Annotated in this window: 23 protein-coding genes and 1 riboswitch; of the genes, 15 read left to right on the top strand and 8 right to left on the bottom strand. The window is 29.6% G+C overall.

The window, feature by feature from the left end:
• Positions 1-5: 5 nt before the first annotated feature.
• The 9 genes from CHB67_RS11285 to CHB67_RS11245 are packed head-to-tail and all read left to right on the top strand — an operon-like array spanning position 6 to position 7,914.
• Complete coding sequence (locus CHB67_RS11285) at positions 6-740, top strand: 5'-methylthioadenosine/adenosylhomocysteine nucleosidase (RefSeq protein WP_089381890.1); 735 nt, start codon at positions 6-8, stop codon at positions 738-740.
• 42 nt (positions 741-782) lie between these two features.
• Positions 783-2,741, top strand: a complete 1,959-nt coding sequence (locus CHB67_RS11280) for a BatA domain-containing protein (RefSeq protein WP_089381889.1) — start codon at positions 783-785, stop codon at positions 2,739-2,741.
• Positions 2,738-3,991 (top strand): dihydroorotase, encoded by a 1,254-nt coding sequence (locus CHB67_RS11275; RefSeq protein WP_089381888.1) that lies wholly within the window; start codon positions 2,738-2,740, stop codon positions 3,989-3,991. Before CHB67_RS11280 ends, CHB67_RS11275 begins: the two co-directional genes overlap by 4 nt.
• A 22-nt stretch (positions 3,992-4,013) precedes the next feature.
• A complete protein-coding gene (locus CHB67_RS11270) occupies positions 4,014-4,337 on the top strand; it encodes a DUF4870 domain-containing protein (protein ID WP_089381887.1) in 324 nt (107 codons plus the stop codon).
• A 22-nt stretch (positions 4,338-4,359) separates the two neighbouring features.
• Entirely contained in the window at positions 4,360-5,031 is a 672-nt protein-coding gene (locus CHB67_RS11265; protein ID WP_089381886.1) for an alpha/beta hydrolase, read from the top strand.
• 10 nt (positions 5,032-5,041) lie between these two features.
• The gene (gene ppgK / locus CHB67_RS11260) at positions 5,042-5,785 is read left to right on the top strand and encodes a polyphosphate--glucose phosphotransferase (RefSeq protein WP_089381885.1); all 744 of its coding nucleotides are present in this window, start codon (positions 5,042-5,044) and stop codon (positions 5,783-5,785) included.
• A 30-nt stretch (positions 5,786-5,815) separates the two neighbouring features.
• Positions 5,816-6,427, top strand: coding sequence for a trimeric intracellular cation channel family protein (locus CHB67_RS11255; protein WP_089381884.1), 612 nt, complete (start codon positions 5,816-5,818; stop codon positions 6,425-6,427).
• A gap of 1 nt (position 6,428) precedes the next feature.
• A complete protein-coding gene (locus tag CHB67_RS11250; protein ID WP_089381883.1) occupies positions 6,429-7,061 on the top strand; it encodes an NUDIX hydrolase in 633 nt (210 codons plus the stop codon).
• Between the two features lie 46 nt (positions 7,062-7,107).
• Entirely contained in the window at positions 7,108-7,914 is an 807-nt protein-coding gene (locus CHB67_RS11245) for a lysophospholipid acyltransferase family protein (RefSeq protein WP_089381882.1), read from the top strand.
• 108 nt (positions 7,915-8,022) lie between these two features.
• On the opposite strand, the gene CHB67_RS11240 is transcribed toward CHB67_RS11245, so the two are convergent.
• Positions 8,023-8,493, bottom strand: coding sequence for a Dps family protein (locus CHB67_RS11240; RefSeq protein WP_089382008.1), 471 nt, complete (start codon positions 8,491-8,493; stop codon positions 8,023-8,025).
• A 124-nt stretch (positions 8,494-8,617) separates the two neighbouring features.
• Here CHB67_RS11240 and CHB67_RS11235 point away from each other — a divergent pair, with 124 nt between their 5' ends.
• On the top strand, positions 8,618-9,565 hold the full coding sequence (locus CHB67_RS11235) for a hydrogen peroxide-inducible genes activator (protein WP_089381881.1): 948 nt from the start codon (positions 8,618-8,620) through the stop codon (positions 9,563-9,565).
• Positions 9,566-9,575: 10 nt separating this feature from the next.
• Here CHB67_RS11235 and CHB67_RS11230 read toward each other — a convergent pair whose 3' ends face one another.
• Both CHB67_RS11230 and CHB67_RS11225 read right to left on the bottom strand, forming a co-directional pair.
• Positions 9,576-9,776 (bottom strand): hypothetical protein, encoded by a 201-nt coding sequence (locus CHB67_RS11230; protein ID WP_089381880.1) that lies wholly within the window; start codon positions 9,774-9,776, stop codon positions 9,576-9,578.
• A 96-nt stretch (positions 9,777-9,872) separates the two neighbouring features.
• Entirely contained in the window at positions 9,873-10,139 is a 267-nt protein-coding gene (locus CHB67_RS11225; protein ID WP_089381879.1) for a hypothetical protein, read from the bottom strand.
• Between the two features lie 566 nt (positions 10,140-10,705).
• Between CHB67_RS11225 and CHB67_RS11220 the strand changes: the two genes are divergently transcribed.
• Positions 10,706-11,068 (top strand): hypothetical protein, encoded by a 363-nt coding sequence (locus CHB67_RS11220; protein WP_089381878.1) that lies wholly within the window; start codon positions 10,706-10,708, stop codon positions 11,066-11,068.
• Positions 11,069-11,135: 67 nt separating this feature from the next.
• On the opposite strand, the gene nrdD is transcribed toward CHB67_RS11220, so the two are convergent.
• On the bottom strand, positions 11,136-13,001 hold the full coding sequence (gene nrdD / locus CHB67_RS11215; RefSeq protein WP_089381877.1) for an anaerobic ribonucleoside-triphosphate reductase: 1,866 nt from the start codon (positions 12,999-13,001) through the stop codon (positions 11,136-11,138).
• 3 nt (positions 13,002-13,004) lie between these two features.
• Positions 13,005-13,457: an anaerobic ribonucleoside-triphosphate reductase activating protein gene (gene nrdG / locus CHB67_RS11210; RefSeq protein WP_089382007.1), complete on the bottom strand. Its 453-nt coding sequence runs from the start codon at positions 13,455-13,457 to the stop codon at positions 13,005-13,007.
• Positions 13,458-13,573: 116 nt separating this feature from the next.
• Positions 13,574-13,773: riboswitch (cobalamin riboswitch) on the bottom strand.
• Positions 13,774-13,977: 204 nt separating this feature from the next.
• On the opposite strand from nrdG, the gene tsaA reads away from it, so the two are divergent.
• Both tsaA and CHB67_RS11200 read left to right on the top strand, forming a co-directional pair.
• The gene (tsaA, locus tag CHB67_RS11205; protein ID WP_089381876.1) at positions 13,978-14,469 is read left to right on the top strand and encodes a tRNA (N6-threonylcarbamoyladenosine(37)-N6)-methyltransferase TrmO; all 492 of its coding nucleotides are present in this window, start codon (positions 13,978-13,980) and stop codon (positions 14,467-14,469) included.
• Between the two features lie 75 nt (positions 14,470-14,544).
• Positions 14,545-15,138 (top strand): hypothetical protein, encoded by a 594-nt coding sequence (locus tag CHB67_RS11200; protein ID WP_089381875.1) that lies wholly within the window; start codon positions 14,545-14,547, stop codon positions 15,136-15,138.
• Here the strand turns inward: CHB67_RS11200 and CHB67_RS11195 are convergent, their stop codons facing one another.
• The 3 genes from CHB67_RS11195 to cysK form a co-directional block, all read right to left on the bottom strand.
• Positions 15,139-15,549 carry a 6-pyruvoyl trahydropterin synthase family protein gene (locus CHB67_RS11195; RefSeq protein ID WP_089381874.1) on the bottom strand — a complete coding sequence of 137 codons (411 nt, stop codon included), beginning with the start codon at positions 15,547-15,549 and terminating at the stop codon, positions 15,139-15,141.
• A gap of 2 nt (positions 15,550-15,551) precedes the next feature.
• On the bottom strand, positions 15,552-16,070 hold the full coding sequence (idi, locus tag CHB67_RS11190) for an isopentenyl-diphosphate Delta-isomerase (RefSeq protein WP_089381873.1): 519 nt from the start codon (positions 16,068-16,070) through the stop codon (positions 15,552-15,554).
• Positions 16,071-16,241: 171 nt separating this feature from the next.
• Positions 16,242-17,159, bottom strand: a complete 918-nt coding sequence (gene cysK, locus CHB67_RS11185; protein WP_089381872.1) for a cysteine synthase A — start codon at positions 17,157-17,159, stop codon at positions 16,242-16,244.
• A 240-nt stretch (positions 17,160-17,399) separates the two neighbouring features.
• Between cysK and CHB67_RS11180 the strand changes: the two genes are divergently transcribed.
• Both CHB67_RS11180 and CHB67_RS11175 read left to right on the top strand, forming a co-directional pair.
• Positions 17,400-18,989 carry a peptide chain release factor 3 gene (locus CHB67_RS11180; RefSeq protein WP_089381871.1) on the top strand — a complete coding sequence of 530 codons (1,590 nt, stop codon included), beginning with the start codon at positions 17,400-17,402 and terminating at the stop codon, positions 18,987-18,989.
• 265 nt (positions 18,990-19,254) lie between these two features.
• On the top strand, positions 19,255-19,473 hold the full coding sequence (locus CHB67_RS11175) for a hypothetical protein (protein WP_089381870.1): 219 nt from the start codon (positions 19,255-19,257) through the stop codon (positions 19,471-19,473).
• The last annotated feature ends 1 nt before the right edge of the window (position 19,474 follow it).

The following is a 19,474-nucleotide window of genomic DNA, read 5'->3' as shown; positions in this document are numbered from 1 at the left end:
TAGAAATGATAGGAATTATAAGCGCAATGCAAGAAGAAATTCAAGCTTTGCTAAACGAACTTGAACATATAACAACTACTAAAAAAGGAATGCGAGAATACTACTCAGGTACGCTTTTCAACAAAAATGTAGTGCTTGTTTTTTCGCGTTGGGGAAAAGTAGCGTCTGCTGCTACCACTACTCAGCTAATCAATGATTTTAATGTTGAAGAAATTATTTTTACGGGTGTTGCTGGCGGAATTAAAGAAACGTTGAATATTGGTGATGTTGTAATTGGAAAGCATTTATATCAACACGATTTAGATGCACGTCCGTTTTACAATCAATTTGAAATACCCATTCTGAAAAACAAATACGTGGCTACAAAAAATCCTAAAAATCTTTTAAAAGCAACAGAACAATTTATAGGTACATACGGCGATTTTATTTCGAAAACCGAAGCTAATGCTTTTAACATCACAACACCAAAAGCAATTTTAGGAGACATTGCTAGTGGTGATCAATTTATTTCGAGTATAGAAAAAATTAAATTTTTAAACGATTTGTTACCCTCAACAACTTGTGTTGAAATGGAAGGCGCATCTGTAGCGCAAGTTTGTTTTGAATACAGTGTACCGTTTTCAATTATTCGAATTATTTCAGACAAAGCAAACGATAATGCGACTATAGATTTTTCAAGATTTGCAAATTCAATTGCAAGTAATTATGCGCTGGGAATTTTAAAAAACTATTTTGCTTAAGTACCATTGAATTTTTTATCTTTGATAAACTTTACATAAATAATGCAGTTTAAGCATCCTGAAATTTTATACGCACTTCTGCTACTTATCATTCCGATAATAGTTCATTTATTTCAATTGCAGCGCTTTGTTAAAATACCTTTTACCAATGTAAAATTTTTAAAAAACATTGAGCAACAAACACGTAAAAGTGCACGTTTAAAAAAGTGGTTCATATTACTCACAAGAATGCTTGCCTTTACCTGTTTAATATTCGCCTTTTCACAACCTTATTTTTCAAAACACAGGACCACTCAAAAATTAAATACCACCATTTATTTAGACAATTCTTTTAGTATGCAAGCTAAAGGTGAAAATGGTGAACTTTTAAAAAATATAGCGCAACATATTATTGAAAACAATACCAACCCAAATCAAAAAATATCTTTACTCACAAACAATGATTTTTTTAAAAATTCAACTCCTGAGAATTTAAAAAATGAATTGATGAGTATTAAATACTATCCTCATAAATTAGAATTAAGCACGCTTTTACTTCAATTAAACAGCAACAGATCAAACAAAACTAACACTTTAAATGAATCTATATTAATATCTGATTTTCAAAATATTAATAACAAAAATAAAATTGATGTTACAAATGTAAACTTCCCAATTCAGCTTTTAAAAACAACACCTACTAAAATTAACAATATTTATATTGATCGTATTTATACAGAAGCAACATCTTTAGAAGAAACCACCTTAAACGTAGTTATTAAAAGTACGCTAAAAAACAATTTAAGTATTCCAATTTCTTTATTTGAAGACACTAAACTCATAGGTAAAACAACCGCTAAATTTGATAACAGTACCTCTAAAATTGTTCAATTCAATATTCCTAAAACAACTAAATTCAATGGTAAAATATCACTAGTTGATAATTTTTTAACGTTTGATAACGACTTCTTTTTCACCCTTTCAAAACCAACTAAAATCAACGTTTTAAGCATTGGAAAAAACAGTACATTTCTAAGGAAAATTTATACTGAAAATGAATTCAATTTCAACACTTCACTCCTACCAAATTTAAACTATAATAACATTCAAAAGCAGCATTTAATTTTACTGAATGAGTTGGAAAATATCCCTGCTGAATTAGCGAATAATTTACTTGAATTTTCAAAAAACGGAGGAAGCGTCGTTATCATTCCTTCTGAAAAAAGTAATATTAACAGGTACAATTACTTTTTAAATTTATTACAAATAGGCAACATTAACTATAAAATTAAACAAGAGCATAAAATAACGACCATCAATTACAAGCATCCTTTATTACAAGATGTTTTTGAAAAACCGATCACCAACTTTCAATACCCAACCACTTCTATTTATTTTGAAAGTACTTTAAATTCGAGTTCTAATATAATAAGTTTTGAAAATAATTCGCCTTTTATTTCTTCCATAGACTTTAAAAATAACTCCGTTTATTGGGTTGCTTCTCCTTTAAATAAAAACAATAGCAACTTTACACAATCCTCTTTAATTGTGCCTGTTTTTTATAATTTCGCCAAAAAGAGCGTGCAATTATCTGAACTTTACTATACCATTTCACCAAATACAAACATTGATGTTTTAACTGAAATTGGTAAAGATGCTGTTTTAAAAGTTTCAAATGAAGCTACTGAATTTATTCCACTGCAAACAATTTCAAACAACAAGGTCCGTTTAGACTTGCAAGATCATATTTTAAAAAGCGGATTTTACAACATTACTTCAGCTAATAAAACACTGCAAACCATTGCATTTAATTACAATAGAGACGAAAGTAATTTAGATTATATGGATCTACAACAACTAATTTCAACCAATAAAAACATAACAACAGTAGCTTCAGTAGCTGCTATTTTTTCATCAATTCACGATCAACAAAAAATCAATTGGCTTTTTAAATGGTTTTTAGCATTTTCTGTACTATTTTTGTGCATTGAAATGCTGATATTAAAATATTTCAAAATATGACACTACTTATCAAATCTGCAACAATAATTGATAAAACAAGCCCTTTTCACAATCAAACAAAAGACATTTTAATTGAAAATGGGATCATTCTTAAAATTGAAAATTCCATAGAAAATAAGGGGAATTTTGAAGAAATTCAATTAGACAACCTTCATATTTCACAAGGCTGGTTTGACACAAGTGTATGTTTTGGAGAACCTGGTTTTGAAGAACGAGAAACCATTGAAAACGGTTTAAATACCGCTGCTAAAAGTGGTTTTACTGCTGTTGCGGTTAACCCAAATACTTCTCCAGTTGCAGATAATAAAGCAACTATTGAATTTATAAAAAACAAAGCCTGCGGTTTTGCTACTAGCCTTTACCCGTTAGGAAGCTTAACTAAAAATTCAGAAAGTGAAGATATTGCAGAGCTTTTTGATATGAAAAATTACGGAGCCATTGCTTTTGGTGATTATAAAAAACCGATTTCAAATGCTAATTTGTTAAAAATTTCTTTACAATATGCGCAAAATTTTGACGGTTTAATTATGAGCTATCCTCAAGATAATTCCATCGCTCGCAACGGCTTGGTAAACGAAGAAAAAAATAGTACAAGACTAGGATTAAAAGGGTTGCCTGCACTTGCTGAAGAAATGCAAATAGCGCGTGATTTATTTATTTTAGAATATACTAGCGGAAAATTGCACATACCAAGTATTTCAACTGCAAAATCAGTACAATTAATTAAAGATGCTAAAAAGAAAGGTTTACAAGTTACTTGTAGTGTTACTGCTCATAATTTAGTGTTAACCGATGATGAATTGATGGATTTCGACTCAAACACCAAAGTTTTACCTCCTTTAAGAACTTCAAAAGACATTAATGCTCTAATAAAAGGCTTAAATGATGGTGTTATAGATATCATTACAAGCGATCACAACCCAATTGATATTGAACATAAAAAAGTAGAATATAGCAATGCTAAATTTGGAACTATTGGTTTAGAAAGCTTATTTGGAGCCTTAAATAAAGTTATTGATACTGATGTTTTAATTGCGAGTTTAACTACAAACCCTCGTAAAATATTTAATATTGAAATTAATTGCATTAAAGTAGGTGAAAAGGCAGATTTAACCCTTTTCAATCCAGATGATGCATACACTTTTACCGAAGCTCATATTTTATCAACTTCAAAAAACTCCATATTTTTAAATAAAAAATTAACAGGAAGAGTTTATGGTGTTATAGCAAACAACAAAACAATACTTTAAAATAAAACTAACTAAAATAACTATGCAAAACAATACAGTTTCAGAAGGTAAAACCAACGCAATAATAGCTTACTTATGGTGGATTGGGTTAATTATAGCCGTAATTTTAAATAAAGATAAAAAAAATTATTTTACCTCATTTCATATTCGTCAAGCAATTGGCTTATTACTATTAAGTTTAGTTGCAAATTTAGCCTATAAATTTTTACCACATACTGCTGGTTATTTATTAAACCTTGGTGTTTTTGTACTTTGGGTAATAGGACTTATAGGTGCATTTAACGGTGAAGAAAAAGAAGTTCCTTTGTTGGGAGATAAATTTCAAGAATGGTTTAAATCAATTTAATAAAACAGTTGCCAACTAATTTATGGAAGAATTATCATTAAAATATATTATTCGAGAACCAAAAACACCTTCAGAAAATACACCATTACTTATTTTATTACACGGTTACGGTAGCAATGAAGAAGATTTATTTTCATTTGCAGGTGAATTACCTGATGAATTATTAATTATAAGTGCAAGAGCGCCTCAAATGCTTGGCTTTGGAAGCTATGCCTGGTACTCCATTAACTTTAACGACACACAAGGGAAATTTTCAGACATACCTGAAGCCATTTCAGCAAGAGAAACCATTGCTGCTTTTATAAAAGAAGTTCAAGAAAAATATGCGATTGCACCTAAAAATACCTTTTTACTAGGCTTTAGTCAAGGAACAATTTTAAGCTATTCGGTAGCTTTAAATTATCCTGAAATTATTCAAAAAGTAATCGCGTTAAGTGGTCATGTAAACCCAGATTTACTACCTGAAAATTTAGAAACTAAAGATTATTCGGCATTGGATTTCTTTATTTCTCACGGAAGCGTTGATCAAGTAATTCCTGTAACTTGGGCTAATAAAGCTCCAGAATTCTTCAAACAATTGAATATTAAACATTGTTATCAAGAATATCCTGTAGGACACGGTGTGGCTCCAAAAAACTTCTTCGATTTAAAAAAATGGATTGAAGACCGTTTAACAAAAACAAGTAACATTTAAAAATATAATTATGGAAGTATTAGGTATTGACGTAGGTGGAACAGGTATAAAAGGTGCTATTGTAGATACAAGCACAGGTAAACTAACTACCGAAAGATACCGAATACCAACTCCTAAACCCGCAACACCGGAAGCAGTATCAAAAGTTATTCAAAAAATGGTAAAACATTTTAATTGGACTGGCTTAGTGGGTTGTGGCTTCCCTACTCCACTACAACATGGAACCTGCTTAAGTGGAGGAAATTTACACGAAGATTGGAAAGGTACTAATGTAAAGGAACTATTTCAACAAAAAACAGGAAATCAATATTCTATTGTCAATGATGCTGATGCCGCGGGTTTAGCTGAAATTGGATTTGGCGCAGGTGTAGATAAAGAAGGAGTTGTTGTTGTAATTACTTTAGGGACCGGAATTGGATCGGCTGTTTTTTTAGATGGAAAACTATTACCTAATACTGAATTTGGACATGTATTACATAAGAATGGAGAAATTTTCGAAAAATACGCTGCTGATTCTGCCAGAAAAAGAGAACAGTTAAGTCGTAAAAAATGGGGGGACAGACTGCATGAATACTTTGAACATATTGAGCTTTTACTATCGCCAGATTTATTTATTGTTGGCGGTGGAGCAAGCAAAAAATTAGATAAATTTGAAGCAAGAATAAATATCAACACACCTATTGTGGCTGCTGAAGCTGAAAATGAAGCCGGAATTATTGGAGCTGCATTGGCTGCAAAATTTCATATTAAATAAAAAAGTAAACGCTTTACTGTACATTAACCTATGAACTTCTTTGATTTATTAGACCTTTTAGGAACCATTGCTTTTGCTACCTCAGGAGCTTTAGTTGCTATAAATAAGAAACTCGATCCTTTTGGAGTTTTTATGGTTGCTTTTGTTACTGCCCTAGGAGGTGGTACGCTTAGAGATGTTTTAATAGGGAAAGAACCTGTAGGATGGATGCTTGAAACGTATTATGTATTTACTATTATTGCAACTACTATTGTAACTATTGTAATTAGAAACCACATAAAATACTTAAGTAAATCCCTATTCTTATTTGATACTATTGGATTGGGTATTTTTACCATAACAGGTACACAAATTGGTGTAGAATCAAACTTCAATCCAATTATTTCTATTGCATTAGGTATCATAACAGCTTCATTTGGAGGTGTTATTAGAGATATTCTTTGCACTCAAATTCCTGTAATTTTTAGAAAAGAAATTTATGCAACAGCAGCCTTTATTGGCTCAATAACTTTTTTAATATTAAATAAGTTTGATTTACCAATAAATATGATCTATGTAATCACAACTTCTATTGTAATTGTTATTAGAATTATTGCTGTAAAATTTCATTTATCATTACCTACCTTTTATACTAAGGAATAATATGGATTTTTCACTTTTTAAAGATCGTATTTCTGCAATAGATACCCTTCCGACTGGAGGCTTAGATGCTCAATTTAAATTGGCTCCTAAAATAAGAAAACAACTTTCAGAAGATTATATTGAAAACCAACAACCAAAAAAAGCAGGTGTACTAGCGTTATTTTACCCAAACAAACATAATGATACTTGTTTTTTATTAACCAAAAGAGCAAGCTATAACGGTACACATTCTGCACAAATAAGTTTTCCTGGAGGGAAATTTGAAGCCAACGACATTGATTTAAAAAATACAGCTTTAAGAGAAACTTTTGAAGAAGTAGGAATTAAAAAAAACACTATTTCTGTTTTTAAAGAAATGACAAACGTGTACATTCCACCTAGTAATTTTTTAGTTACTCCTTTCTTAGGAATTACATACCAGTCACCGCAATTTAGAACAAATCATGAAGTTGAAGAATTAATTCAAGTTACATTAGATGATTTTTTAAACAAAACTGTTATTTCAACAACAATATTATCAACTTCATATGCAAAAGAAATTAAGGTACCTTGCTTTAAATTAAACAGTTATATTGTTTGGGGCGCAACAGCCATGATGCTGAATGAAATAAGGGAACTCTTAAAAAATATCTAACTTTTTTTTAGTAAATTTGTACAACCAACAAAACTAAACCAACCAAATGCCAATATTTAAAAGGAACCCTTTTGGGCACATTTTATTTCTAAAAAAATGGCTTATTCGCTTTTTTGGAATTGTTTCACACGGACGTTATCGCCGCTTTAACAAACTCCAAATAGAAGGCTCAGAAATTATTAGAAACCTTCCCGAAACAAATGTACTTTTTGTTTCAAATCATCAAACATATTTTGCTGATGTCGCAGCAATGTTACACGTATTTAATGCTTCTTTAAAAGGAAGAGTTGATACCATTAAAAATGTTGGATACATTTGGAACCCTAAGCTAAACATCTATTATATAGCCGCTTCAGAAACTATGAAAGCTGGACTTCTACCTAAGATTTTTGCTTATGTTGGTTCAATTTCTATTGAACGTACTTGGAGAAGTAAAGGTCAAGATGTAAAAAGGCAAGTAAAAATGTCTGACATTAGTAATATAAAAAAAGCGCTAGATGATGGTTGGGTAATTACCTTTCCACAAGGTACTACAACTCCTTTTAAGCCTATTCGTCGTGGAACTGCGCATATTATTAAAACCTATAAACCTGTTGTTGTTCCAATTGTGATTGATGGTTTTAGAAGATCATTTGATAAAAAAGGACTCATCATCAAAAAAAGAGACGTATTACAGTCTATGGTTATTAAAGAGCCTATGAAAATTGATTACGAAAATGAAACTTTTGAAGAAATTGTAAAACGAATCCAAATTGAAATAGAACAAGACCCTTCATTTTTAAAAGTAATTACTCCTGAAGAATACAAGTTACAAGAAGATGAATTGAATAAAAAACGTAAATTTTGGTCGTAAAAAAATACTATTGATATATCCTTCATTTTATGGATGCATCAAATTATTTAAATCATGAAAAAAGCGGTTTTCAATTAATTGAAAACCGCTTTTTTTTACTTAAATTAATTAAGACAACCAAGCATTTAACATCCAAATTGTTTTTTCTTGTTCTGCTATAAAATCGCTCATCATAGAATTTGTACCTTCATCACTTGCTTTATCAGAAGCTTCTAATATGAAACGCTCAATTCTCAACAATTCAGCTAAAGAATTTACTACTAAAGAAACTCCTTCAACATCATTGGTAACATTTTTTCCAACAGGAACTTTAGCTAATTCAATATAATCAGAAAACGTATGTAATGGCGTACCTTCTAACGTTAATATTCGTTCAGCAATCATATCAATTTTTTCTTGTGAATCTGTATAAAACTCCTCAAACTTGACATGCAATTCAAAAAAGTTTTTTCCTTTTATATTCCAATGCAAACCTCTTAAATTTTGGTAATATACCTGAAAATTAGATAATAATTCATTTAAATTAATTGTTAATTCTTCTGCTTGTTTTTTATCTAAACCTATAATTGTAGTATTCATATATCTATTGTTTTTAATTATTAATCTATGTTTTATTTCTAATACAAATTTCTTGAAAAAAAAGAACGATTTATCATAATTACAATTGATAGTTTTAATATCTTTATCGGAAAAACTTATAGTCATGACTATTACACAATTAAAATATGTTTTAGCTGTTGCTGAATACAAAAACTTTACAACCGCATCAGAGCATTGTTTTGTAACCCAGCCAACATTAAGTATGCAAATTCAAAAGTTAGAAGATGAATTGGATACCAAAATATTTAATAGAAATAAAAAACCGATTCAACTTACTGAAATTGGCAGTAAAATTGTTGAACAAGCAAAAATTATTGTTGATGAAAGCAATAGAATAAACGATATAGTTGAACAACAAAAAGGGTTTATTGGTGGAGATTTTAAATTAGGAATTATTCCTACAGTAATGCCTACCCTACTTCCTTTATTTTTAAAGACATTTATCAAGAAATATCCTAAAGTAAATTTAAAAATTGAAGAATTAACTACTGAAGAATGTATAAAAAAATTAACTGATGGACATATTGATGTAGCTATTGCTGCAACACCGTTAGAAAATGATTTAATTAAAGAACGTGTATTGTATTATGAACCCTTTGTTGGTTTTGTACCCAAAGAGCATCGTTTATTTGAAAATAAATCTTTAAACATTGATGATTTAAATATTGATGATATTCTTTTATTAGAAGACGGACATTGTTTTAAAGAAAGTGTTATTAATTTATGTAGAACCTTTGGAAGAACAAATCAACACTTTCAATTGCATAGTGGAAGTTTTGATACGTTGATAAAATTATCAAAAGAAGGCTTAGGCATGACATTACTTCCTTATCTACAAACATTAGATTTAAACGATAAGGATCGTATTTATTTACGCCAGTTTAAAGAACCAGTTCCAGCTAGAGAAGTCAGCATTCTTTATCATAAATCTCAACTAAAAATTCATTTAATTGAAACCTTAAAAAATACCATAGACGGTATTGTTAGAGGAATTATAGCTTTTAATGATGTTAAAATAATAAGTCCTATACTACAAAAAAAAGGAGCCTAAGGCTCCTTTTTTAATTTTTAGATACTAACGCTAAACACGGATATAATTCTGGTTTATTATAGGTAAATTCTTTTAACCAAATGTATAATTCTTTAATTTCAAATGGTAATAACCTATTTACCGCTTTTTCTAATTCTTTTTTAAATAATTCTGTGTTAAAGCTTACTTTTTTGAGTACCGTTTTTGTATACTCAAACATTTCTCTTGCCATAGGGTTTAATTTTTTTGTTATAAAAACATGAACGTTTTAAGTTGTATTTTTAGTGTTATAAATATACAAAAAAAACATTACTTTAACATTTAACCACTACAATTTATTTACTCTAGCAATTAATTCTACAGCTTTTGCTTCTAATGCAGCTTCTATAGCTTTAAAATGTGCTTTTTTATTTTCAACATCTTTCGTGTTAATCAAATCTATAAGAGAATCAAAAGTATTAACTGCCTCATCCATAATAGCCTCAGACTCTTTCTTGTCAGCTTTTGGGTTTGATAATTCCCAAGAATAACACTCTTCAATAATATCTCCTAAAACGTAATTAATATCTTTTTTTAAGTTTTTAATGCTTCCCATAATTTATGTATTTAAAATATTTTGCAAATGTACGAGAAATTGGTTTAGGATGTATTTAATTTTTATCTTTTTGATAACTTGTTTTTTATGAAATGTAAAAGGCACCTAGTTTATTGTGAATAATTTAACAAAAAGATGAAATAACATAAAATTAACACATAAAAATACCTGCATTTTAAATAATAATATTATTTTTGATAAATAATGAAAGTATTTACTGCACATACAACAATTTTAAATTATGTCAAGTCGGCCATACAATCGATTTGTTCCCTGTATGCTATGCGTAATTTTAAGCAACAACATATATATGTAAAAAAAAGCACTTTCAATAATTTTAGTAAATAAACTAAAAATTACAACATATTTAAAAGGTGCTTTTACAACAAAAAGCACCTTTTTTTATACACTAATATTAATTTTAAATAAATACAATTATGAAACATTTAAACATCATTATTCAACAAGTCGCCAAGTCCATTCAAATGCTAGGTAAACGCTTAGCTTATAACACTACAACAAGAATACCCATACCATTGCGAATAAGAACTTAAAAATACAAAATTATGAATACGTTAAATAACATCACTACAAACAACCCTACCACCTACTTCAAAGTAACAAAAAATGACATTAACAATCACAAAGCATTACTTCCTAACAAATTATATGAGGTAATGGAACAATTTGTGACAGATATGATTACTAACAATCCTGATTTAAGTGTGAATGCACCCAAATTATATAAGTTAGAAATTTTGAAAAATGCATTTTTGAATGATAAATTGCTAATACAATCTCAAATTACAAAATTAAACCATAACGAATTACAATTATTAGTTTTAGTCAATGATGAAAAAACAAAAACTACCACTTGTAAGGCTACATTTAAATTTCAGTTAAAAGAACCTTTTTTAAAAGCTTCTTAGATCTTTAAACTTAAGAAACTGTTTGAGTAATGGTTTAACACCTAATTTCAAACAGTTTCTTTTATAATTAGTTTAGTAACTGATTGGTTTTAGTTTTAAAATGATTGTTTAATAATTCACTCCTTTTTTCTAAAACAGTACACGTATTAAAAGAAATTTCTTTTCTGTGATAAAACCTTAATTTTTGTTCCGTTTGCCTGTGCGAACTAAAGCTTGAAATTCGTTTTAAGTAACCAATTACTCTAGTACCGTAATCTATATCTGTACTTGCACACTTACTACATTTAGTCAACGTTTTTTTATCAATATGATTGCATTTATTACAAATGGTAATTTTTACGTTGAAACAAAAATAATTACACCCTGCTACTGCTGCTGCATTAATTAATTTTAAAAATCCTTCTTTATTAGGAATTTCTTCTAAATTTAAATGAAGTGCTGAACCACCATCTAAATATTTAATAGTTTCTTTTCCATGTAGCAAAATTTTATCTAATGTATTCATTGTAGTATCTTCAACAGCATAAAAGTAAGAGTTATAACAATCTCTAAGCACTATTAAACCGTCTTCCTTATCCCATTTTGCATTTTTAACACCTAAATTTTCAGCAGGTACAAATTCAGTATTAAACATATAGCCGTATTTCTTTTTAGCTTCTTTATTAGCATCATAAATAATTTTTAATTTTTCCTGAACAAAAGATTTATAGCTAGTTGAATTTTCAGCTTGCAAACCTAAACTCTCCGCAGCTTCAACCATACCATTAATACCAATTGTTAAAAATTGCTTATCTAACGAAATAAAACCAGCCTGATACACCGGTAACATTCCGGCCTGTTTATATGCTTCAATTATCTTTCTATATGCAACTTGATATTTATGAATTTTTTCAATTTCAGTTTTTAAATGCTTTCCTTTTTGCACCAAACGATTCATGTTTAAGGTGATTACATTTATTGATCCTGTTGCAACTCCTCCAGCCCCTAAAGAATAACTAAAGGTATTATCGCTTATTTCATTTCTAAGCCTGCAACACGAAGCTAAACTATCTGCATTTTCAGATTGATAGATAAAAAACGAATTGCCTTCACTTAATTCCTCCGCACACATATTGGCAAAATCATGGTCTACAGGTTTTCCTTCTTTTACCAACATAGCAGCTGTAACTACAGGAAAAGTTAGCACTGCTTTTTCACGTTCTTTATTAAACCATTTCATAAAAAACTGTTGTGTTTTTTTAAGGTTTTCCCAAATAGGCTTACTCATATCTGGAAAAACAAACTCTCCAAACATACTATTAAAATAAGCTTCATCATATAAAGATATATTCCAAAATACCGACTGATAGCCTCTTGCTGCTGCTGGTTGATTTATAGCATACACTGCGTGTTGTAAATGATTGGCTACTAATTTACCATTGGTTTCTAAATAATTATCTCCGTAATCTTTTCTAGCGAAATAGTCAAAATACATCAAAAATTCTACAGTTGCCATGGCTCCTGCAAATTGAGAACTTATGGCAAAAACCAAGTTTACAAATTCGCCACAAAAACTTTCTAAATGCTGTGGTGCTTTACTTTCACCACCTAATTTTGTTAAACCATCAAATAAAAATGGATACATACTTATTGAAACGCAATATGGTTTTAATGATGTTTCATCATGTACATAAATTTCATGACTTTCAATTTGGCGTATGTATTCATTCGCTAAGTCTTCTCCAAATAATTCGCTTATTTTATTTTTAACCAAGCTTCTATTTACCTGAATATTAATATCTTTATTCAATTCAGCCTCCATTGTTGCAATGTTTTTTGAAGTTACATTGGCGTTGGCATCAACCGCTGAACCGTCGGCCGCATTGTTAGAGTTGATGTAATTTTCAATAAAATTGATTTTTTGTGTAAGTTGCTCGTCGGTAAGTCGTATCATAGCTTAATTATTTTGAAATAAGTGATTTAATATGTTATTTGATTTTACTTCTATAAATTTTTGATTGGTGGTTTTTGATTCCAAACCTCCTAATTTCTCAATCCAAGGTCCAGTTTTAACCCAAGTAAGTTGATTTAGTAATATATTTGAAACAGTAGTTTTACCTGTGTATAAACAGGTTTTATAATTAAATTCTTTGGCTATTTTTAAAAATTCTTCTAACTCATTTTCATACCATTCACCTCCCATAAAAAGCACACAACTTGCTAAATTGCTATATCCTGTTAAAATTTGTGTATATTTTTGAAGTGTTAAAGGATCTCCATTTTCTTTTTTCCACAGGTATGCAGAATGACAGTTGTTACACATTAACTCACAACCTGTTATTGAAAAACAAATGCTAATCTCACCCGGAACCTCTTGTAAAACAACACACAAATCGACGTAATTCATCATAATATTAAATTGTACAATGCAATATTGTTTAGAAAACATCTAAACAATAGAACCTGTAAAAAACAAATCTTGTTATCTTTTAGAAATATTTAAACAAACTTTTCTCCCGAAAGTTTTATGTTATTTTGAAAAAGGCAGGTCTTCTGACTTACTTCTGTTTTACGCCTTCCCATCCAATAACTATTGATAGTGGCAAAAGATTGTAAAACAACTACTGAGTTTACAGCTGCGGGAACAGTTTAAGATTTACACTTAATTCCCTTTTAATCTATTTTAAATTGAAATTTAATAAAGAACCTAATTCTAGTCAAATCTATTATTAATTTAGCTTCATTAATTAAAGACTGATTAGTATTTATTAACCACTTATGAACAAATCAATAAAATAAAAGCCTTCGTAACTACTACAAGGCAATTGTTTATATAAAAAAAACCTTTGCTATATGCACATCTTATTTTTTATTATTTATATATGCACAAAAGCCAAATAAATTTGAAAAATATGTAAATTAGCAGTTTTATGAGTGAGAAAAGTATTAACTTAGATATAATTGGTAGTATTAAAACACCTTGGGTTACACCCGAAAATATGCCAATTCAACCAACTGGAGCAAAAACAGTTAAAGGCACAATTGTTTTAAACGAAAATTATGTAAATGGATTAAAAAATTTAGAAGAGTTTTCTCATATTATTTTAATTTACCAACTGCACTTAATAAAAGAACCGCAGCTTGAAGTAATTCCGTTTATGGATACTGAGCCTAAAGGAATTTTTGCTACTCGATCTCCAAAAAGGCCTAATAAATTAGGAATTTCTATTGTTGAAATTGAACGCATTGATGAAAATAAAATTCATATTTTAGACGTGGATATGATGAATAATTCACCTTTATTAGATATTAAACCTTTTTTTGAAGACTTTGACAATCGCTTCAATACTAAAAAAGGATGGCTTGCTAAAAAAACAAACATAGATAAAGAAAACTTTAAATCGGATAAACGTTTTAAATAAACTTTACACCTATTTACAATAACTCACAACAACATTCGTTAAACACCTAGATATTAATTATACCCCTCTATACAAATGAAAACTAAAACGCTCATACTATTTACACTACTATTCACAGTTAATTTAACCTTTGGACAGACTGTAAAGAAATTTACTGATACTGGTTCAGTAAGCAATCAATTCGATAATTTAATTAAAAACTCCAACCGTTATCAAGATTATAAAGTAGTAAAAACAACCTGGTTATATAAATTAAAAGAAAATGTAACCGATTCTATTTCAGCTTCAAAAAAAGAAATAATAGCTGCTGATAAATTAATAAACTCCCAAAAGAAAAGCATTGACAGTCTTAAATTAGCGATACATACATCAGAAGCCACTATTACTAATTTAAATAATGAAATTCAAAGTATTTCTTTAGTTGGAATACAAATTAATAAAGGAACTTTTAAAACCATCATGTTTTCAGTAATTGTAATTTTAACTCTATTATTACTGTTTTTTATTACAAAATTCAAACAAAGTAATAGCATTACTACTCAAACAAAACTAGATTTAAAAGAGCTTGATGAGGAGTTTGAATTGCATCGTAAAAAAGCTTTAGAACGCGAACAAAAAGTTAGACGTCAATTACAAGATGAATTGAATAAACAGAAAAAAGATAATTAATTATTCACCTGAATAGGTTACATAATTTCGAGGCGTTTCATATAATGTGATTGAAATTTCTAAATTTGAATCAATTTTTGGTCTTAATTTATTCCAAATCACAACGGCTATATTTTCAGCCGTTGGATTTAAATTTTTAAATTCTGAAACTTCTTCGTTTAAATTTTTATGATCAAATTGATCTTCTATCTCAACTTCAATCAATTTTTTTAGGACTTTCATGTCCATAACAAAACCAGTTTCTGGATGTACCTCGCCTTTTACAGCTACAATTAAATCGTAATTATGGCCGTGATAATTTGGGTTGGCGCATTTACCAAAAACAGTCGCATTTCGTGCATCTGTCCAATCGGCGTTGTATAATCTATGCGCTGCATTAAAATGCGCTTTTCTATGAACCGTTACTTTCATAATTAGTGCTTAATAAAACTATAAAATTTATCAAATATAATCTTAAACCATTCGGTATACATCTGAGGGTTTACTTCCATATCAGCTTTCACTTCTTCAACAGTCATATACTTAAAACTTTCTACTTCCTCTTTATTAATAATTGGATCTTCATCATAAAAACCAACCATTACATGGTCTAATTCGTGTTCAGTTAAGCCATTATCAAAAGGTGCTTTGTAAATAAATGAAGTTTTCTCTTCTAACTCACAAACAAAACCCATTTCTTCTTGTAAACGTCTTTTTCCTGCTTCAATATTACTTTCTCCATTGCGTTGGTGACTACAACAAGTATTTGTCCACAATAAAGGTGAATGATACTTATCTGCAGCTCTTTGTTGCAACATTAATTGTTGTTTACTATTAAATACAAATACTGAGAATGCACGGTGCAATACCGCTTTTTCGTGAGCTTCCATTTTTGGCATCAAGCCAATTTGCTCATCTTTTTCGTTTACTAAAATTACTTGTTCTTCTTTCATTTATTTTTGAATTGCAACAAATTTACAAAAAAGAATGTGTAATAACCGCCATATTAAAAGTCAATAATGTGAAATTTTTTAACGGTATTAAATCAAGTATTACCATAAAATAACCAGTTGTAATTACAGTAAACATAAATGCACGTAAAATAAAAACTTCTTAGATTTTAATTAATCCTTCTTAAAAAGCTCTTCAATAGAAAGATAGCGCTCTCCTGTATCGTAATTAATAGTTACTATTGTTAAGGGTGTATTTATTGTTTTTAATTGTTTTCTAACTGCTGCTAAAGAGGCTCCCGAAGAAATACCCACCAAAATACCTTCAGTATTTGCTATATTTTGAACTTCAGAAAACGCTTCTTCTTTTGTTATTTTAATTACACCATCAATTGAGTTTCTATTGAATACTTCTGGAAAAAAACCCGGTCCAATACCTTGTATTGGATGAGGCCCTGGTTCTTCACCAGATATAATGGCTGAATCATTAGGCTCTACAGCAATAACTTTTAAGCTTGGGAATTTTTCTTTTAAAACCTCCGACATACCTGTAATATGGCCTCCTGTACCAACACCCGTTATTAAATAATCAAAACCTTCAGGAAAATCAGCCGCAATTTCTAAAGCAGTTGTTTTACGGTGTATTTCAGGGTTTGCTTGGTTTGTAAATTGGGAAGGCATCCAAGCATTTTTATTATTTGCCACTAACTCATTTGCTTTTGCTATGGTACCACCTAATCCTAATTCTTTTGGAGTAAGCACAAGATTAGCCCCATAAGCCGCCATTAAAGCCCTTCTTTCAACTGACATTGATTCAGGCATTACCAGTGTAAGCTTGTAATTTTTTACTGCAGCAACCATTGCCAAGCCAATACCCGTATTTCCTGAAGTTGGTTCTATAATTTCTGTGTCTTGAGTTAAAATATTTCTTTTTTCAGCATCCTCAATCATAGCTAATGCAATTCTATCTTTAATACTTCCACCTGGATTGGCTTTTTCAAGTTTCATCCAAACATTAGCATTTGGAAATAATTTAGCAAGTCGCACAACTGGGGTGTTTCCAATGCCTTCTAAAATGTTATTGATTTTCATAATTTATAGTATTTGTGATTATTTAGTGTTGAAGGTAATATAGTAAAAAATCTTATTATGTGATTGTGGTAATTTACTTTTATACTGTTTTATTTATTTTAATTGGTAAGTAAATAAATTTTATAATTATCTTCTTTTGAAAGTCTTACATAAATAGCTAACATAGTGTGGTAATTATTTATATTTTTGCAAACCGAAATTAATTAAAGAAATAAACCCACACAAATTTTAGATACACAGATGAGTTTTTTAGAAGAAATACAACGCAGACGAACTTTTGGTATTATTTCGCATCCCGATGCAGGTAAAACAACTTTAACTGAAAAGTTATTATTATTTGGTGGTGCAATTCAGGAAGCAGGTGCCGTAAAAAATAATAAAATTAAAAAAGGTGCAACTTCCGATTTTATGGAAATTGAGCGTCAACGTGGTATTTCGGTAGCTACATCAGTATTGGCTTTTATTTATAAGGACAAAAAAATAAATATTTTAGATACGCCTGGTCACAAAGATTTTGCAGAAGATACCTTTAGAACCTTAACTGCTGTTGATAGTGTAATTGTGGTTATTGACGTTGCAAAAGGGGTTGAAGAACAAACAGAAAAATTGGTTGAAGTTTGTAGAATGCGAAAAATCCCAATGATTGTTTTTATCAATAAGATGGACCGTGAAGGAAAAGATGCCTTTGATTTATTGGATGAAGTAGAACAAAAATTAGGGTTGCGTGTAACTCCACTAAGTTTTCCTATTGGTATGGGATACGATTTTAAAGGTATTTACAATATCTTCGGAAAAAAATTAAATGTTTTCTCTGGAGATAATAAACAAACTATTTCTGAAGGTGTTGAATTTAATGATATTTCGGTTCCTGAATTAGACGAAATTATTGGAAATAAAGCTGCTGAAACCTTACGTGAAGAATTAGAGTTGGTTGAAGAAGTTTACCCTCCTTTTGATAATAATGAATATTTAAAAGGTGATTTACAACCAGTGTTTTTTGGTTCTGCTTTAAATAACTTTGGAGTTAAAGAATTATTAGATTGTTTTATTGAAATTGCTCCTACACCACAACCAAAAAAATCTGAAGAGCGTTTGGTTGATTCTAAAGAAGAAAAACTTACAGGTTTTGTATTTAAAATACACGCCAATATGGATCCAAATCATAGAAACCGTTTGGCTTTTATAAAAATTGTATCGGGAACTTTTAAACGTAATTCGCCATATTTACATGTTCGTTTAAATAAAAAAATGAAATTTTCAAGTCCGAATGCCTTTTTTGCTGAAAAGAAAGAAATTGTAGACGAATCATTCCCTGGAGATATTGTAGGAATTCAAGATACTGGAAACTTTAAAATTGGAGATACACTAACTGAAGGCGAAAACTTAAACTTTAAAGGAATTCCAAGTTTTTCACCAGAACATTTCCGTTATGTAAACAATGCCGATCCTTTAAAATCTAAACAATTATTTAAAGGTTTAGATCAATTAATGGATGAAGGTGTTGCGCAATTATTTACCCTAGATTTAAATGGTAGAAAAATTGTTGGTACTGTGGGTGCATTACAGTATGAAGTTATTCAATACCGTTTAGAGCACGAATATGGAGCTAAATGTAGCTACGAAAATTTACCTGTACACAAAGCTTGTTGGGTACAACCTGAAGACCCTAAAAATGAAGAATTTAAAGAGTTTAAGCGTGTAAAACAACGTTTTTTAGCAAAGGATAAACAAGGTCAATTAGTGTTTTTAGCAGATTCTGCGTTTACTATTCAGATGACGCAGAGTAAATATCCTTCAGTTAAATTACACTTTACTAGTGAATTTAGTTAGAAGTTTTGAGACCTAAACGGAAAATCGAAGGTTGATATTAAATAGTAAATAGTAGATATTTGATATTTGAAGTTTTGAGACTGAAGATGAAAATCGAAGGTTGATAGTAAATAGTAGATATTTGATATTCGAAGTTTTGAGTCTGAAGATGAAACACTTAAGTTTGATATTAAATATTAGAAGTTGTGCTTCATACACACGAAAAAAATTTAGTTCCGACAATAAACCGATTTTTTTGTAAATTTGATTTAAGAAATAATATATTATGAATATTCAAACTTCAAAAATTGAGCTAGTAAAAATGATTCTCAACATTGAGAATCATAAATTCATTGCGAAAATAACGGAATTTATTCAAAAAGAAAAAGTTGATTTTTGGAATGAATTAACTTTGTCTGAGCAAAAAGAAATAGAAAAAGGCATTAAAGAATTGAATAAAGGCAAAAGAGTTGAGTTCAATGACTTTTTGAAAAAGATTTCTTAAT

Origin of the sequence: Lutibacter agarilyticus (assembly GCF_900188235.1) — a bacterium.
Taxonomy (GTDB): domain Bacteria; phylum Bacteroidota; class Bacteroidia; order Flavobacteriales; family Flavobacteriaceae; genus Lutibacter; species Lutibacter agarilyticus.
Note: the sequence above shows the minus strand (reverse complement) of the source record. Positions and strands in the feature narration are given on the sequence as shown.

Coding starts and splice junctions, on each gene's coding strand:
- nrdD (WP_089381877.1), bottom strand. CDS start 13,001: ATGATACGACTTACCGACGAGCAACTTACACAAAAAATCAATTTTATT.
- CHB67_RS11180 (WP_089381871.1), top strand. CDS start 17,400: ATGAGTTTTTTAGAAGAAATACAACGCAGACGAACTTTTGGTATTATT.
- CHB67_RS11195 (WP_089381874.1), bottom strand. CDS start 15,549: ATGAAAGTAACGGTTCATAGAAAAGCGCATTTTAATGCAGCGCATAGA.
- CHB67_RS11250 (WP_089381883.1), top strand. CDS start 6,429: ATGGATTTTTCACTTTTTAAAGATCGTATTTCTGCAATAGATACCCTT.
- CHB67_RS11270 (WP_089381887.1), top strand. CDS start 4,014: ATGCAAAACAATACAGTTTCAGAAGGTAAAACCAACGCAATAATAGCT.
- ppgK (WP_089381885.1), top strand. CDS start 5,042: ATGGAAGTATTAGGTATTGACGTAGGTGGAACAGGTATAAAAGGTGCT.
- CHB67_RS11220 (WP_089381878.1), top strand. CDS start 10,706: ATGAATACGTTAAATAACATCACTACAAACAACCCTACCACCTACTTC.
- CHB67_RS11225 (WP_089381879.1), bottom strand. CDS start 10,139: ATGGGAAGCATTAAAAACTTAAAAAAAGATATTAATTACGTTTTAGGA.
- CHB67_RS11200 (WP_089381875.1), top strand. CDS start 14,545: ATGAAAACTAAAACGCTCATACTATTTACACTACTATTCACAGTTAAT.
- CHB67_RS11230 (WP_089381880.1), bottom strand. CDS start 9,776: ATGGCAAGAGAAATGTTTGAGTATACAAAAACGGTACTCAAAAAAGTA.
- CHB67_RS11255 (WP_089381884.1), top strand. CDS start 5,816: ATGAACTTCTTTGATTTATTAGACCTTTTAGGAACCATTGCTTTTGCT.
- CHB67_RS11235 (WP_089381881.1), top strand. CDS start 8,618: ATGACTATTACACAATTAAAATATGTTTTAGCTGTTGCTGAATACAAA.
- tsaA (WP_089381876.1), top strand. CDS start 13,978: ATGAGTGAGAAAAGTATTAACTTAGATATAATTGGTAGTATTAAAACA.
- CHB67_RS11280 (WP_089381889.1), top strand. CDS start 783: ATGCAGTTTAAGCATCCTGAAATTTTATACGCACTTCTGCTACTTATC.
- CHB67_RS11275 (WP_089381888.1), top strand. CDS start 2,738: ATGACACTACTTATCAAATCTGCAACAATAATTGATAAAACAAGCCCT.
- nrdG (WP_089382007.1), bottom strand. CDS start 13,457: ATGATGAATTACGTCGATTTGTGTGTTGTTTTACAAGAGGTTCCGGGT.
- cysK (WP_089381872.1), bottom strand. CDS start 17,159: ATGAAAATCAATAACATTTTAGAAGGCATTGGAAACACCCCAGTTGTG.
- CHB67_RS11245 (WP_089381882.1), top strand. CDS start 7,108: ATGCCAATATTTAAAAGGAACCCTTTTGGGCACATTTTATTTCTAAAA.
- CHB67_RS11175 (WP_089381870.1), top strand. CDS start 19,255: ATGAATATTCAAACTTCAAAAATTGAGCTAGTAAAAATGATTCTCAAC.
- idi (WP_089381873.1), bottom strand. CDS start 16,070: ATGAAAGAAGAACAAGTAATTTTAGTAAACGAAAAAGATGAGCAAATT.
- CHB67_RS11285 (WP_089381890.1), top strand. CDS start 6: ATGATAGGAATTATAAGCGCAATGCAAGAAGAAATTCAAGCTTTGCTA.
- CHB67_RS11240 (WP_089382008.1), bottom strand. CDS start 8,493: ATGAATACTACAATTATAGGTTTAGATAAAAAACAAGCAGAAGAATTA.
- CHB67_RS11265 (WP_089381886.1), top strand. CDS start 4,360: ATGGAAGAATTATCATTAAAATATATTATTCGAGAACCAAAAACACCT.